The following is a 13,408-nucleotide window of genomic DNA, read 5'->3' on the forward strand; positions in this document are numbered from 1 at the left end:
CGGGCCCACCGCGGGCCCGTGCGCGGGTGTGGGGTGGGGGCTCAGTCCCGTCCCCCTCCCCACCCGCCGCCCACCGCCCCCGGGGCCCCGGTCGCCGAGCGGACGACTCCGGTACCGGCGCAGGCCGGGCAGGCGGCGCCGTCGGTGGGGCTGAGCCCGTGGCCGCCGCAGTCGCGGCAGGCGTGCACGGTGTCCCAGCGGGGGTCGCGGTAGGTGCGCGTCCGGCCGTTCGGCGCGCGGTGCACCTGCCAGCCGCGGGCCTCGGCCCGGGCGTCTTCGTCGGTGGCGAACAGCCAGTTGCCCAGCCGCTCGGCGACACGATCGAACCAGCGTCGTGATGCGGACGTAGGTAGGTTGTGGTGGTCTTTCATCCGGGACACCCCCGCTGCTGCGCGCGAACTCGGAAGGGCGGTCCGGCCTGGTCGGCAGGGTGGCCCGCAAGCGGCTCGGGGAGGCCGCCCGACACTTTCTGTAGTGGCCCAGGTGCGCGTGGTGGTCGCGACCGAATCCCGTGATCAGGTGGGCCGCGAGCTGCGGTTATCACCGCTTCGGGTCGAGTCCGGCCCGGGTGCGGATCCTGAGGAGGTGCTGGTGTTACGCTGCGCTCTGTGTCCATGTATTGTCACCTCCCTACGGTCGCCTACTTAAGTAGGTAAGGTCAGTGCACGGTCCCTACCTACCTGATGATAAGTCGGCTGCCGCGCAACCGATAGGTACTGATGTGATAACGACCCCTGAACAGGTGGGCGTGGAGCTGCGCCGGCTGCGCAAGGCGGCCGGCCAGACGCAGGCCGACGTCGCGCGAGCCGTCGGGGTGAGCCGGGCGAACCTGACCCAGTGGGAGACCGGCCGGTACCTGCCGTCGGCGGAGAACGCCCGCCTGCTCGATGATTACTTCCGAGCGGCGAATGCCCTGGTCGAGAAGACGGAAGCGGCTCGGGCGCCCGGTCAGGCCCCGCCGTCGGTGATCACCACGGCCGGCTCGCTGCAGGAGGTCTTCCGCCGCGCGGGCCGCGCCCTGGCGGACGCCCTGATCCGGGACGAGCACGGCCGGGCCATCGGCTGGCGGCACAACCTGCAGCAGCACAATCCGCAGACCACTCTGGCGACCGCCTACGGGATCAGTGCGATGACCGTAGTAGGCGATCCCTACATCGACCTACATCCGGTCGTCCACGATCTCTACGAGGCACGTTCCGAATACGGCTGGCAGGGCCGGGCGAAGGGCCGTCGGCCGGAGGTCACCGCGGCGGTGGTGGACGCGCTGTTCCAGGCGAGCACGATCCTGTCCGCCGAGGACGGTCTCCGCTACCTCGAGCGCTCCCTCGACGCCTACAGCCGGACGCGGCCGTTCCTGCTCGCCACCGCGTTGCGCACCGCGGTCCGGCTGCGGCCGGACGCGCCGTTCACCCGCGAACTCGCCGACGACCTGCTGGCCACCCGGCTCGACTTCGGCGGGGTCCGGCTCTGGGGCGAGAAGAAGGAAGAGGGCCTGGTGTCGCCCGAGGCGTCCGCGGTGCACACCGCGCGGGCCCTGATGGCGTTGCGCGCGCTGGCCCGCAACGGCGACGACCGCGCCGAGGTCGGGGAAGCCCTCGAGGCGGGCACCGAGTGGCTGATCGGGTTGAACCAGCCCGACAACGGCGTCTCCGAAGGCCTCGTGCTCCCGCAACCGCACGGCGAGCCGCCTCGCCCGGTGAACATCAGCCACTTCACGTCGGCCTGGGTCCTGCAGGCCCTGACCGAGGCATCGCGAGTTCCGTCGTCCCGGGTGGACGGTGCCCTCAAATCCCTGTGGGAACGCTACGAAGCGGGAGTCGGCTTATGGGCCTGGGGCAGCGGGGACCTCCCGATCTGGATGACACTCGACGCAGTCACCGCACTCCGGGGCGCTGCCCTGGCGTTCCCGCGCTCAATGCTGACACCTCCGTAGCAGCCGTAGAATCGAGAACTCCCCGCACCATGAGCACGCCGTCCTACGTCGCGGCCTCCGACCCGTCGGAAGGCCATCCTTTCCTGCGCCGGCTCGCGGAAATCTTCCCCGGCAACGACTCCGGGCCCGGTCTGGACCGCCTTCTGCGCGCGGCCGAGCACGTCCGCGACAACCGTGGTTCGTTCGCGTCCTGGCTGGCCGGGCTCGCCGCCGACGGCGCGGCGGTCGCCGACATCGCGAAACGCTCTTACTGGCACCCCAACGGTTTCGCGAAGATCGTCCTCCACGCGAGCGTCGAGCCCGAGTTCCGGATCCGGCTGCACGTCTGGCCGCGGAGCGCGGTCGTCTCCGCCGGGGAGTCCAATCCGCACAGTCACCGGTGGGAGTTCGCCTCCCACGTGCTCACCGGCGCCGGCACGCACATGGTCGAGTTCGCGGAGGTCGCCGAAACGGGCAAGCCCTTCCGCCGGTACCGCTACGGCACCGACCCCACGAACCCGGCCGCCCTGGTCGCCGACGGCGAGGTGCGGCTCAAGCCCACCCGGGTGCGGCACGTCGGCGACGGTGACGTGTACCGGTGCGACACGTCGATCGTGCACACCGTGCGCCCGGTCGACGCCGGTCTCACCGCGACGGTCGTGGTCCAGGGCCCCCGCCGGACGCCGACCACCGTCGTCTACTGCAGGCCGGGGGACAGCGACGACCAGCCGAACCTCGACCTCACCGAGGCGGATTTCACGGGGCTCGTGAGCGAAGTCCTTTCAAACCTCGACCGGACGGTCTCACCATGACGTTCGTGCAGCCGGAATCCCGGGTCAGGAGATGGCGGATCCCGCTCTGGCGAGCCCGCCGCGGGGTGCTGACCGACCGGGCCATCCGGCGCGCGCACAGCAGCGGCGAACTGCGCGTCGACCCGTTCGACGCGGCCTTCGTGCGTCCCGCCGCGCTGAGCCTGCGGCTCGGGCACGAGGCGTTCGGCCTGCAGAGCCGGGGGACGGTCGACATCGCCGACCGGACGACGTACCCGGAACTGGTGCCGAAGGAACTCGACGGCAAGGGACGCCTCGTCGTCGAGCCCGGCGAAGTTGTGCTCGCTCCTACACTGGAGAAGATCGGTCTTTCCGAAAACCTGGTCGGACTGGTCGACGGCACCAGCGACTACGCGCGGCTCGGCATCAGTGTCGTTCTGTGCGGTCAGGTGAGCCCCGGCTTCGGCCGTGGCGGGCTCGCGGTGATCACGCTGGAGATCGTCAACCACCTCCGGCACCCGGTGCTGTTGTATCCGGAGACGCGGATCTGCAACTTGATGCTGTTCGCTTCGACCGGGAGCGAGCAGTCCTACGACGTCATGCCGCACAACTACTCGAGCGACCACGCGGTCGCCGCGTCCCGATTGGCTGACCATGTCCGGAGCTTCTGAGCTGTGCCTGGGTGACCTCGGCGAACGGGGGATCCAGGAGCGAGTGCTGAAGCCGCGGTACGCGAGTACCGAAGGCTTCGGCGACGACAGCGCGCTGCTCGCGAAGGTGACGTCACCGAGCGAGCTCGTCGCGACCACCGACAGCTGCCCGACGCCGCTGGTGAACCTCTTCGGCGAGCCCGACCTCTACCACGCGGGCTGGTTGCTGGCCACGATCAACCTGTCCGACCTGGCCGCCGCCGGCGCCGAGCCGCTCGGCCTCGTCGTCAACTACACGCTGCCCAAGACGACCACGGTGGCGGACTTCGAGCGGCTGCTGGACGGCGTCGACGACTGCTGCGCGGCGCACGGCACCCACGTCGCCGGCGGCGACATCCGCGACGGCGCGGCCATCCACCTGTCGGCGACGGCCATCGGCCGGTGTGTCCCGGGCACCCGGCTCCGGCGGTCCGGAGCGCGAGCCGGGGACCGTCTGCTGCTGGTCGGGGCGCCCGGTCACCTCTGGGCCGCCGCCCTGCTGAAGACGGGGCAGGCGACGCTCCCGCCGCCCGAGGCCGAGGAGCTCTGGCGGCGCGCGTCCCGGCCCATGGCCCAGCTGAAGGCCGGGCAGCTGCTGGCGACGCCCGGGCTCGCACGGGCGGCGATGGACGTCTCCGACGGCTTGTTCGCCACCGTCCGCACCCTCTGCGAGGCGAACGGCCTCGGTGCGGCACTCAGTGCGGAGTTCCAGCTGGACGCACTGGTGGCCGCGGTGGCCGGGCAGGCCGGCCTGCTCCCCTTCGACCTCGCCCAGACCTGGGGCGACTGGGGACTCGTCGTCGTGGTCCGGGCGGAGGACGTCGAGCTGGCTTCGAAGACCTTGCGCGAAGAAGGTGTCGCCGCTCAGGAGATCGGGACCCTGACCGCGTCCGAACAGCTCACGCTGGGCGCCGAAAACGCTCCTTGGCGAGGGGTCGCCCAGGAGCGGTTCTCGGCCAGCTCGTGGCACGGCGGCGAACCGTCCACCTTGATCACCGACATGTTCAAGGCGCGCTGAAGCTCAGCTGTGGACCCGCAGGGGCACCACGTTGCTCGGCAGCGCCGCACGTCCCGGCTCGCGGTAGGCCGCCACCGGGCTGATCGTCAGCGTCACCAGGCTCGCGAACCTCGGGTGCCGGTCCACGTAGACCTCCGGTACCGAGCACGCGGCCGCGAGGACCGTGCGGTGGCGGTGGAGGTGCTCGAACGCCTCACGGCCGTACAGCGAGACCACGATGTCGCCGCCGCGGGGGCGGGTCCAGAGGATCGCCGGGCGGCGGCCGCCGGGCAGGCGCAGCGCCGGGAACGCCGCGCGCAGGCGGTGCTGCACCAGCACCGCCTGGAGCCGGGTCCGCACCTGGCGGCGTCGCAGCACGGCCAGGAGCAGGACAGCGGCCAGGGTGGCCGACGACCACGCCGGGCCCGCCCAGACCGCGAACATCACCAGGCCGAAGGGGAGCAGCGTCACGGCGAGCAGCTCCCACCGCCAGTGGTACACCCGCATCGGGAATCGCGAGGGCACCTGCCGAGTCGTCATTTCCTTGCTCCTTCCGGAAAACCGGCGGCGCAGGAGGCCGCCGAAGTGGTGGGTGAGGCGTCCGGCCGCGACGGCCAGCAAGACGATCGCGAACGCGGGGGTCATGTCGGAATCCGGGTTTTCGGGGCCGGCTGCACGTCCTTGTCCCGGCCGAGCCGCCAGGTCCAGCGCCAGCCCGCCCAGATCGCGGCGACGGAGCCCAGCAGGACCAGCACCAGGGCCTGCCCCACCAGGCCGTCGAGGGGCGCGAGCCGCAGCAGCACCAGCAGCGCCCACAGCTGTGACGCGGTGAAGGGGATGACGAGACCGGCCGCGTAGACGCCCCGGCGCCAGCGGCTGCTGCGTGGAGCGGTGATGTACGGGTCCATGAAAGCCCTCCTCTGCCGTGGATCCAGGAAACCTCCGGCTCGCTCTTCCTTCTGTGTCAGCTGACACAGAAGGAAGAATTCAGCTCGCCAGTCGTCGAAGTTCGCCCAGGCGGTGGATCGTCACCTGGCGCCTGCCCGTGCTGATCACGCCCTGCCGCCGCAGATCCCGCGTCGCGCGCGCCCACGATTCGCGGGAGATCGCCGCGGTCATCGCCAGCTCCGCCTGCGTGGCCGGCACGGAGATTTCGATGTCCTCGCCGCGCCGCACCCCGTGCTGGACGGCCAGCTGCATCAGCTGCGCCGCGACCCGCCGGGACGCGGCCCCGCTGCCGAGGTCCAGCCACTGCCTGCCGACCGAACGCAGGCGCGAGCTGAGGACGAGCAGCAGCGCCCAGGAGATCCGGGACTCCGTCCGGCACAGCGAGACGAACCGGTCGCCGGGAACCTCCAGGACGTCCAGGTCCTCGAGCGCCTCGATGGTCGCCGAGCGGGGCAGGGCGTCGAGCGCCGCGAGCTCCCCGACGACGTCGCCCGGCCCGCGGATCCCGACGACCACGTCGCGGCCGTCGGGGGTGCCGTTGACGATCCGGACGTGCCCGGCCAGCACCAGCAGCACCCCGGTGGAGAGGTCGCCTTCGCGGCAGACCGTGTCTCCGCGCCGGAAGCTCCGCCGGCGCGCGGACTTGGCGAGCACCTCTTGGTCGGCGGTATCCAGCTCGTCCCAGAAGCCACTTGTTCCCATGTCCCCACCTCCTCCGGTCGTCCGGCGTCTACGCGATGAGGCGGCCTGCCTCGGGGGTGTACAGCCAGCCTCTGAGCCGTTCTTCGCCCAATTTGATCTGGACGGCTTGCGTGAAGGCGCCACCGTCGATCCCGGGGTAGCCGTGCCGCACGACCGCGCGGTGGATCTCCTGCGACACGGCGAGCGCGAGCGGTTCGGCGGTGTCGCGCAGCCGCCGCTTCAGCTCGGGCGCGTCGACGAGCCGGCACGCGATGTCGACGTCTTCGCCGTACGGCCCGCGCTTGTCGCGGTGCACTTCGCCCGAGTGCACCGCGACGCGGAGCCGGAAGGCGAGGTCGGGCAGGTTTCGGGCGTGCTTTTCGAGCAGCTCGGCCAGCGCGGGGACGACCGTCGCGAGCAGCAGGGTCTTGGGCACCTGGTCGAAGGGCCGGACGAGGCACAGCGCGCCGTCGCCGCGGTCGACGAACGGTTCCCGGTGCTTCGGGCCGACCCCACCGGTGGTGAAGGCCTCGTCGAGCAGCTGGAAGAGGACGTTCCGGAGCAGGGCACGCACCGAGTTCGTCCGGCTGGTCGACCCCTCGATGTCGACCGCCACGATGGCCCGGTGCCGGGGTATGTCCGTGGGTGTTCTCATGGCGCCCGCTCCTGCCTTCAGGTGTCAACTGAAGTTCAGTCAAGTTGACTGTAGGCCCTGGATTACCCTGGAACAACTGAGATGAATCGCCGTTATCTGTTTGGTGTGAGGAAGTTCCGCGTCACGTAACGTTTCAGTCCTCGCTTCGGCGGGTCGCCGACCGAGCCTCCAGGGCGTGGGAGTACGCTCTAGCCACTCGCTCGCAGTACTGAAATTTACTGAAGGGTGGCGGGAGTCGTGTCCCCAGTTGCGCCGCGGCCCGCCCTCGCCCGCCGCCTGCGGGCGTTGCGGGAGAAGCACTGGCCCGATGCGGGCATCACCCAGCTTCAGCTCGCCGAAGCTCTCGGGGGGACCAAGCCACTGAGCATCTCCCTGATCTCGTCGTGGGAGAACACCGACCGGCCGGTCCGGCCACCGGTCCGGCGGCTCGAGGCGTACGCGACGCTGTTCGCGACGCGCCGGTCCGAGAACGGCGGAACGCTGCGGGTCCTCCCACTCGAAGAACTGACGGACGACGAGCGGGTCGATCGCGACGAGCTGCTGGACGAGCTGCTCTGGCTCCGGGATGGGCGCGAGCGGGCCACGGCCGAGCCGGAGAACGACGACGCCTGGCGGTTCCCGGAGAACGAGGACATCACCATCGTCTGCGCCCGCCTTCCGCCGGAGCTGCGCCGGCATCTGTCCTATGCGGACCCGGAAAGCGCGGACTTCACGTCTCTGTACACTTACGCCGATCCCGACGCCTTGATCGAACTGTTCGGCCACATCAGGTCCGTCAACCCCCGGCACCAGGTCGCCTTCCACACCACGGAAGAGCTGACCCCCGACGACTACACGACCCACCTCGTCCTGCTCGGTGGCGTCGACTGGAACACCGTCACCCGCGATGTCATCGAACGGGTCGAGCTGCCGGTGCACCAGGTCGTACGCGACGACGCGGCACCGACCAGCGAACCTGGCGGCTTCCGCGTGGAGCGGGCGAGCGGGTCGGAGCTCTTTCCACCGCAGCTGGACAGCGAAGGTCACCTCTTGGAAGACGTGGCGCACTTTTACAGAGGGGTCAGTCCGTTCAACCGAAAGCGCACGGTGACCGTGTGCAATGGTATGTACGGACGTGGCACCCTCGGCGCGGTTCGCGCCCTCACCGACTCCCGGTTCCGTGACCGGAACTGGGACTACCTGCGGCAGCGCTTCGGCGACGCGGAGTCGTTCAGCATCATCAGCCGGGTGCCCGTGGTGGCGGGCAAGGGCCTGACCCCGGACTGGACGCTGGCGGAGAACCGCCTGCACGAGTGGCCCGACGCCCCATGAACCTCCGGCAACACCCGTCGCACAAGAACCTGCTGACGAACGTCGAAGCCGACGGTGCTCCGCGCGCGGCGCTGGACGCGATCATCGTGCCGAACGGGCGTACGGCTCCTTATCTGCGGCAGGCGATCGCCGCGGCGAAGGAGAACGACGTCTTCCTCCTCGTGTTGTGCAGCATGCGCGGCGACGCCTCCAGCGCGGCTTTGGAAGCGAAACGCGCCGGCGTGCGGGTCGCGGCGATCAACATCGACGAGGTGCCCGCTGGTCTCGTCCCCGACTTCGCCACTGATCGACTGCTGCTCAACCGCCGGTTCCAGCGGAAGGTCGACACCAGTTTCAAACGGAATCTCGGCCTGCTGATCGCGCGCATCGCGGGGTGGAAGCGGATTCTCTTCCTCGACGACGACATCGTCCTGCCCGATCCCGCCGACGTCGCCGCGGCGGCCGGGCTGCTCGGCGAGCACGCCGTGGTCGGGCTGGCCAACTCCGGGATGCCGGACAACTCCGTGGTGTGCCACGCCCTGCGTGACATCGGCGCGGCGCAGGAGACCTTCATCGGTGGCGGCGCGCTGGTCGTCGGTGAGGCGGCGTTCGGCTCGTTCTTCCCCAACATCTACAACGAGGACTGGTTCTTCCTGCTGGACGGCCTGCGGCTGCGGCCGTCGGCGGTCACCGGCACCGCGATCCAGCACCCGTACGACCCGTACCGGGACGCCCGGCGCGCCCGCGGTGAAGAGCTGGGCGACACCCTTGCCGAAGGCGTGTACGGCTTGCTGGACAACGGCGGCGGTCTCGAGGACGCCGACGAGCGGTACTGGCGCGAATTCCTGCCCGACCGGCGGCGGATCATCCAGTCCACCATCGATCTCGTGCGGACCGCCGAGGTCGACGAGGCGCAGAAGGCCAGGATGGTCGCCTGCCTCAAAGCGGCGATCGGGCGCAGTCACCTCATCACGCCGGAACTGTGCGTGCAGTACCTGCGTGCGTGGCGGGCGGACGGCGTGCAGTGGCGCGCCCACCTCGGCCGGCACCCGCGCGGCATCGGCATCGAGTCGGCCCTGGCCACCCTGCGGATCGACACCGTGGTCCAGCCCGGCCCCGGCCGCCGGATCAGCCCTGCTGTGCGGCGCCGATCGTCCGGCACTCCGTTCGCGGCGCGGGGGTGACCGGCGTCAGGTCCTTGACCAGTACGTGGCAGAGTTCCGGCACTTCGAGGACGCCGCCGTTGCGCAAGGTCACCCGCGCGTAGCAGGTCACCGTGTCGTGGCCCCAGTCCCGGTAGCCGAGCTTGTCGTACAGACGCGCCGCGGCCGGGTTGTCCGTGCGGACCGCCAGTGCGACCCGCTCGCGGCCCTGCTCGGCGAGGTGCTGCTCCACCGCGCCGACCAGGGCCGTCCCGACGCCGCGTCTGCGCAGCTCGGTGTGAACCTGCAGGTGGGTGAGCAGCGCGACGCCGGGGAGGTGGGCGTGGATCGGCGGCTCCTCGGCCTCCTCCAGCCACAGGTAGACGACGCCGGCCGGGCGGGTGCCCAGCCACGCGAAGAACAGGACGCCCTGACGATTTTCCTGGCGTGCCAGGCGATCGACGAGGAATCCGTCGTCGCCGAGGGCTGTGGCGAACGGAATCAGGTCTGCGGATCGGGCCCGCCACACATGGGGCTCGGTCATCTGCAGCGACTCCGTTCTCCGGCTGCTTCCATAGTGCCGGAGGCGGCACGGCGTTGACCAGGTCATCCGGCCCTGACCCTGCTTTCGTCGGGCCGTTCCTCAGGCGGCCGCGGTGAGGTCGTAGACGGTCACGCCGTCCACCGTCGTCGACTGGTAGGTCGACGCCACCCAGTCGGCGATCTGCTGGGCCGCGTCCGAGCCGCTGCTGCCCCGCATCGTCATGCCTTCGCCCAGGAAGTAGTGGATGCGGCCGCTCGCGACGTATTGCTGGAACTGTTCCAGCGTCGGGTACGGGTCCGTTCCGTTGAAGCCGCCCACCGCCATCACCGGGGCGTCGCTCGCCAGCTGGTAGCCCGCCGCCGCGTTCGACAGGACCGTGGCCGCCGTCCACGTGTACTTCGACGCGTCCTGCTTCAGCAACGCCGTGAGCTGGGCGCCCGGGAGCGTCGTCGTCAGCAGGGAACCCGGTCCGCCGCCGCGACCGCCGCCGCCGAAGCCGCCCGGGCCGCCGCCAAAGCCGCGACCGCCGAAACCTGAAGAAGGGCCGGCCGACGGGATCGCGCCGCTGTGCGTTGTCGCCGCGGTGGCCAGCGTGTACGCGCCGGAACCCGCCAGCAGTACCACCAAGGCGAACGCGGCGACCGCAGACGCCGCCCAGCGGGTCAGGTGGGCCGCGAAGAACAGGGCCACCGCCGCCAAGAGACCGCCGATGAGCACCGTGGGAGCCAGCCACGGCTGCCACGACGATCCCGACAGCAGCAGATACGCCGTGACGGCCGTCAGAGCCACGCCGCCGCTGAGCAGGCCGGACGCCGACGGGCGCGACCGCAGGCGCCACAACTGGGCCGCCGCCGTGCCGACCAGCGCGGCGATGGCCGGGGCCAGGGCCACGGTGTAGTACGGGTGGATGATGCCGCCCATGTAGCTGAACACCAGGGCCGTCACCAGGAACCAGCCGCCCCAGACGATCAGGGCCGCGCGGGACCGGTCGGTGCGCGGGGCCCGGCGGGTGAACCACAGGCCCGCGCCCAGCGCGAGCAGCGCCGCCGGGATCAGCCACGCGATGCCACCGGCCATCTCGCTGCCGAACAGCCGGGTCAGGCCGGTCGAACCCCAGGTGCCGCCGGCACCCCCGCCGCCGCCGACACTGCCCACCTCGTCGCCGGTGATGCGGCCGAAACCGTTGTAGCCGAAGACCAGTTCCCACAGGGAGTTCGTCTGCGAGCCGCCGATGAACGGCCGGTCCGCCGCCGGCCACAGCGCGACGACGACCAGGTACCAGCCGGCGGCCACGACCGTCGCGCCCAGCGCGCCGAGCAGGTGCAGCAACCGCTTGCCCAGAGAAACCGGCGCGGCGACGAGGTAAGCCACGGCGAAGGCCGGCAGCACCAGGAACGCCTGCAGCATCTTCGCCAGGAAGCCGAAACCGACCGCGACGCCGGCCAGTGCCAGCCAGCCCGGTCCGGCCTTCTCGATCGCGCGGACGACGCAGTAGGCGGCCGCGACCAGCAGCAGCACCAGCAGCGCGTCCGGGTTGTTGAACCGGAACATCAGCGCCGCCACCGGGGTCAGCGCCAGCACCAGCCCGGCGACCAGGCCCGCGGCCGGACCGGACGTCCGGCGAACCGTCGCGTACAGCAGCCAGACCGAACCGACGCCCATCAGCGCCTGCGGCACCAGGACGCTCCAGGCGTTGACGCCGAACACCCGCGCCGAAAGCCCCAGCACCCACAGCGCGGCGGGGGTCTTGTCGACGGTGATCGCGTTCGCCGCGTCGCTGGAGCCGAAGAACAGCGCCTTCCAGCTCTGCGAACCCGCCTGCGCGGCCGCGGAGTAGAAGGCGTTGGCCCAGCCGGAGGCGCCGAGACCCCAGAGGTAGAGCACGGCGGTCCCCACGAGCAGCGCGGCGAGCGCGGGACGCGTCCAGCGCGGTCGGGCGGGGGTGGAGGTGCCCTCCGGAGGGGCCACGGCGGGTTCGCGCGAGGCGACACCGGCTTCTTGTCGGGGGCTACGGGTGGCGGAGCCCCCGGCCCGGGGCGAAGCCCCGGATGTCACAGCGGTCATGAGATCAGCTTCCGGTGCCCAGCTGGGGCCGGGTTGTGCCGACGCTGTGCACGCGCTGTGCGGGGACGGCCACGGGCAGGCGCACCGCGAACTCCGTCCGGCCGGGACGGCTGTGCACCTCGATCGAGCCGTGGTGGGCGACGACGACGGCGGAGGCGATCGCCAGCCCGAGCCCGGTGCTGCCCGCGTGGCGCGAGCGGGACGTGTCGCCGCGGGCGAACCGCTCGAAGACGTCGGGCAGCAGGTCCGGGTTGATGCCGGGGCCGTCGTCGGTGACCGTCAGCACGGCGCTGTGGGTGTCCTTGGTGCGGGCGAGCGCGGCCGTCACCGTGGTGCCGGGCGGGGTGTGCGTGCGCGCGTTGGCGAGCAGGTTCGCCAGCACCTGGTGCAGGCGCTGGACGTCCCCGAGCACGAGCACCGGGTCGGGCGGCAGGGCGAGCTGCCACCGGTGGTCGCGCCCGGCGACCCGCGCGTCGCCGACGGCGTCCGCGAGGAGCCGGGTGAGGTCGACCTCGCGCACGTCCAGCGGCCGGCCCGCGTCGAGCCGGGCGAGCAGCAGCAGGTCCTCGACGAGCGTGGACATCCGGACGGCCTCGGACTGGATCCGGGTCATCGAGTGGGCAACGTCCGGCGGCACCAGGGAGCTGCCGCGGGCGGCCAGCTCGGCGTACCCGCGGATCGCGGCCAGCGGGGTGCGCAGCTCGTGGCTGGCGTCCGCGACGAACTGCCGGACCCGCAGCTCGCTGTCGTGCCGCGCTTCGAGGGCCTGCGCGACGTGCCCGAGCATCAGGTTCAGCGCCGAGCCGACCTGGCCGACCTCGGTCCGCGGGTCCGTGTCGGACTCCGGGACGCGGATGGACAGCGCCACCTGGCCGCGGTCGAGCGGCAGCTGGGTGACGCGTCCGGCGGTGGCGGCGACGCGGTCGAGCGGCCGCAGCGTGCGGCGGACCGCGAACGCGCCGAGGAACGCCGCGCCGAGGACACCCGCCGCGGCGACGCCGAAGAGGATCAGCCCGACGGTGACCAGGGTGTCGGTGACCGGCTTCAGCGGCAGGCCGGTGACGACGACCTGGGACGACCCGGTGACCGGCAGCGCCATCAGCCGGTACTCGCCGAGGTCGGCGAAGGACACGGTGTGCGGCTTGCCGTCCGCGGGCACCGACAGCATCACGGCCTGCTGGGCCGCGGACAGCTGCAGCCGGTCGCCGTGCTCGGAGATGCTGTCGTCGTGCACCAGCAGCGACCCGGCGAAGGTGCCGCTGACCGTGCCGACGTTCTGCCCGAGCGGGTGCTCGCCCGTGCCCTGGTCCTGGGGCGGCTGCAGGCCCGGCGGGAAGTCCTGCCGGCCGGCGTTGCTCGCGAAGACCTGCGAACGGGTGGCCGCGGCCGACAGCTGCTGGTCGACCTGGCGGGTGAGGAAGACGTCGAGGGCGAACTCGCTGACGACCCCGACGATCAGGCACACCACGGTGAGCAGCACGACCATCGAGCCGGTCAGCTTCGCGCGCAGCGAAAGCCGCCCCGGCCGGGCGGACCGGTGGGGGCGGGGCGTGAGGGTGCGCGCGGCCATGGCTTCAGCGTCCGCCGGTGCCGTGTGCGCGAGTTGTGTGCTGCCTGTGAGGCGGCTGTGCGGTGATCGACGGGTCGCGCCGTGTCCGGTTCCTCCGGTCACAGGAACGGCTGACGGTCGGCACAGTCCGCACACAGCGACGGGCC

The 13,408-nt window shown here is 71.5% G+C and carries 14 protein-coding genes; 6 read left to right on the forward strand and 8 right to left on the reverse strand.

Annotated elements, in window-relative coordinates:
* Positions 1-41 precede the first annotated feature (41 nt).
* Positions 42-371, reverse strand: a complete 330-nt coding sequence (locus ACGFMK_RS11505; RefSeq protein WP_392760763.1) for a hypothetical protein — start codon at positions 369-371, stop codon at positions 42-44.
* A 350-nt stretch (positions 372-721) separates the two neighbouring features.
* Between ACGFMK_RS11505 and ACGFMK_RS11510 the strand changes: the two genes are divergently transcribed.
* From ACGFMK_RS11510 to ACGFMK_RS11525, 4 genes are read left to right on the forward strand one after another with little or no spacing between them, the layout of a single operon-like run.
* Positions 722-1,933 (forward strand): helix-turn-helix domain-containing protein, encoded by a 1,212-nt coding sequence (locus ACGFMK_RS11510; RefSeq protein ID WP_392760766.1) that lies wholly within the window; start codon positions 722-724, stop codon positions 1,931-1,933.
* Positions 1,934-1,962: 29 nt separating this feature from the next.
* Positions 1,963-2,724: a hypothetical protein gene (locus tag ACGFMK_RS11515; protein ID WP_392760769.1), complete on the forward strand. Its 762-nt coding sequence runs from the start codon at positions 1,963-1,965 to the stop codon at positions 2,722-2,724.
* The gene (gene dcd, locus ACGFMK_RS11520; protein ID WP_392760772.1) at positions 2,721-3,353 is read left to right on the forward strand and encodes a dCTP deaminase; all 633 of its coding nucleotides are present in this window, start codon (positions 2,721-2,723) and stop codon (positions 3,351-3,353) included. The genes ACGFMK_RS11515 and dcd overlap by 4 nt, the downstream gene beginning before the upstream one ends.
* Positions 3,337-4,389, forward strand: a complete 1,053-nt coding sequence (locus tag ACGFMK_RS11525; protein ID WP_392760775.1) for a thiamine-monophosphate kinase — start codon at positions 3,337-3,339, stop codon at positions 4,387-4,389. The genes dcd and ACGFMK_RS11525 overlap by 17 nt, the downstream gene beginning before the upstream one ends.
* Positions 4,390-4,392: 3 nt before the next feature.
* On the opposite strand, the gene ACGFMK_RS11530 is transcribed toward ACGFMK_RS11525, so the two are convergent.
* From ACGFMK_RS11530 to ACGFMK_RS11545, 4 genes are all read right to left on the reverse strand, one after another.
* Positions 4,393-5,013 carry a hypothetical protein gene (locus ACGFMK_RS11530; RefSeq protein ID WP_392760778.1) on the reverse strand — a complete coding sequence of 207 codons (621 nt, stop codon included), beginning with the start codon at positions 5,011-5,013 and terminating at the stop codon, positions 4,393-4,395.
* Positions 5,010-5,276 carry a hypothetical protein gene (locus ACGFMK_RS11535; protein ID WP_392760779.1) on the reverse strand — a complete coding sequence of 89 codons (267 nt, stop codon included), beginning with the start codon at positions 5,274-5,276 and terminating at the stop codon, positions 5,010-5,012. Before ACGFMK_RS11535 ends, ACGFMK_RS11530 begins: the two co-directional genes overlap by 4 nt.
* A 79-nt stretch (positions 5,277-5,355) precedes the next feature.
* Positions 5,356-6,018: a Crp/Fnr family transcriptional regulator gene (locus tag ACGFMK_RS11540; RefSeq protein ID WP_392760782.1), complete on the reverse strand. Its 663-nt coding sequence runs from the start codon at positions 6,016-6,018 to the stop codon at positions 5,356-5,358.
* A gap of 28 nt (positions 6,019-6,046) precedes the next feature.
* A complete protein-coding gene (locus ACGFMK_RS11545; protein ID WP_392760785.1) occupies positions 6,047-6,652 on the reverse strand; it encodes a hypothetical protein in 606 nt (201 codons plus the stop codon).
* Between the two features lie 237 nt (positions 6,653-6,889).
* On the opposite strand from ACGFMK_RS11545, the gene ACGFMK_RS11550 reads away from it, so the two are divergent.
* Both ACGFMK_RS11550 and ACGFMK_RS11555 read left to right on the forward strand, forming a co-directional pair.
* Positions 6,890-7,963, forward strand: coding sequence for a helix-turn-helix domain-containing protein (locus tag ACGFMK_RS11550; protein ID WP_392760787.1), 1,074 nt, complete (start codon positions 6,890-6,892; stop codon positions 7,961-7,963).
* Positions 7,960-9,126: a hypothetical protein gene (locus ACGFMK_RS11555; RefSeq protein ID WP_392760790.1), complete on the forward strand. Its 1,167-nt coding sequence runs from the start codon at positions 7,960-7,962 to the stop codon at positions 9,124-9,126. Before ACGFMK_RS11550 ends, ACGFMK_RS11555 begins: the two co-directional genes overlap by 4 nt.
* On the opposite strand, the gene ACGFMK_RS11560 is transcribed toward ACGFMK_RS11555, so the two are convergent.
* The 3 genes from ACGFMK_RS11560 to ACGFMK_RS11570 all read right to left on the reverse strand — a co-directional run bounded on the left by ACGFMK_RS11560 (position 9,071) and on the right by ACGFMK_RS11570 (position 13,262).
* Positions 9,071-9,628, reverse strand: a complete 558-nt coding sequence (locus ACGFMK_RS11560) for a GNAT family N-acetyltransferase (protein ID WP_392760793.1) — start codon at positions 9,626-9,628, stop codon at positions 9,071-9,073. The genes ACGFMK_RS11555 and ACGFMK_RS11560 overlap by 56 nt on opposite strands.
* A gap of 99 nt (positions 9,629-9,727) precedes the next feature.
* Positions 9,728-11,596 (reverse strand): ArnT family glycosyltransferase, encoded by a 1,869-nt coding sequence (locus ACGFMK_RS11565; RefSeq protein WP_392760795.1) that lies wholly within the window; start codon positions 11,594-11,596, stop codon positions 9,728-9,730.
* 100 nt (positions 11,597-11,696) lie between these two features.
* Complete coding sequence (locus tag ACGFMK_RS11570; RefSeq protein WP_392760798.1) at positions 11,697-13,262, reverse strand: sensor histidine kinase; 1,566 nt, start codon at positions 13,260-13,262, stop codon at positions 11,697-11,699.
* Positions 13,263-13,408 lie beyond the last annotated feature (146 nt).

The organism is Amycolatopsis sp. NPDC049252 (assembly GCF_043197175.1).
Taxonomy (GTDB): Bacteria; Actinomycetota; Actinomycetes; order Mycobacteriales; family Pseudonocardiaceae; genus Amycolatopsis.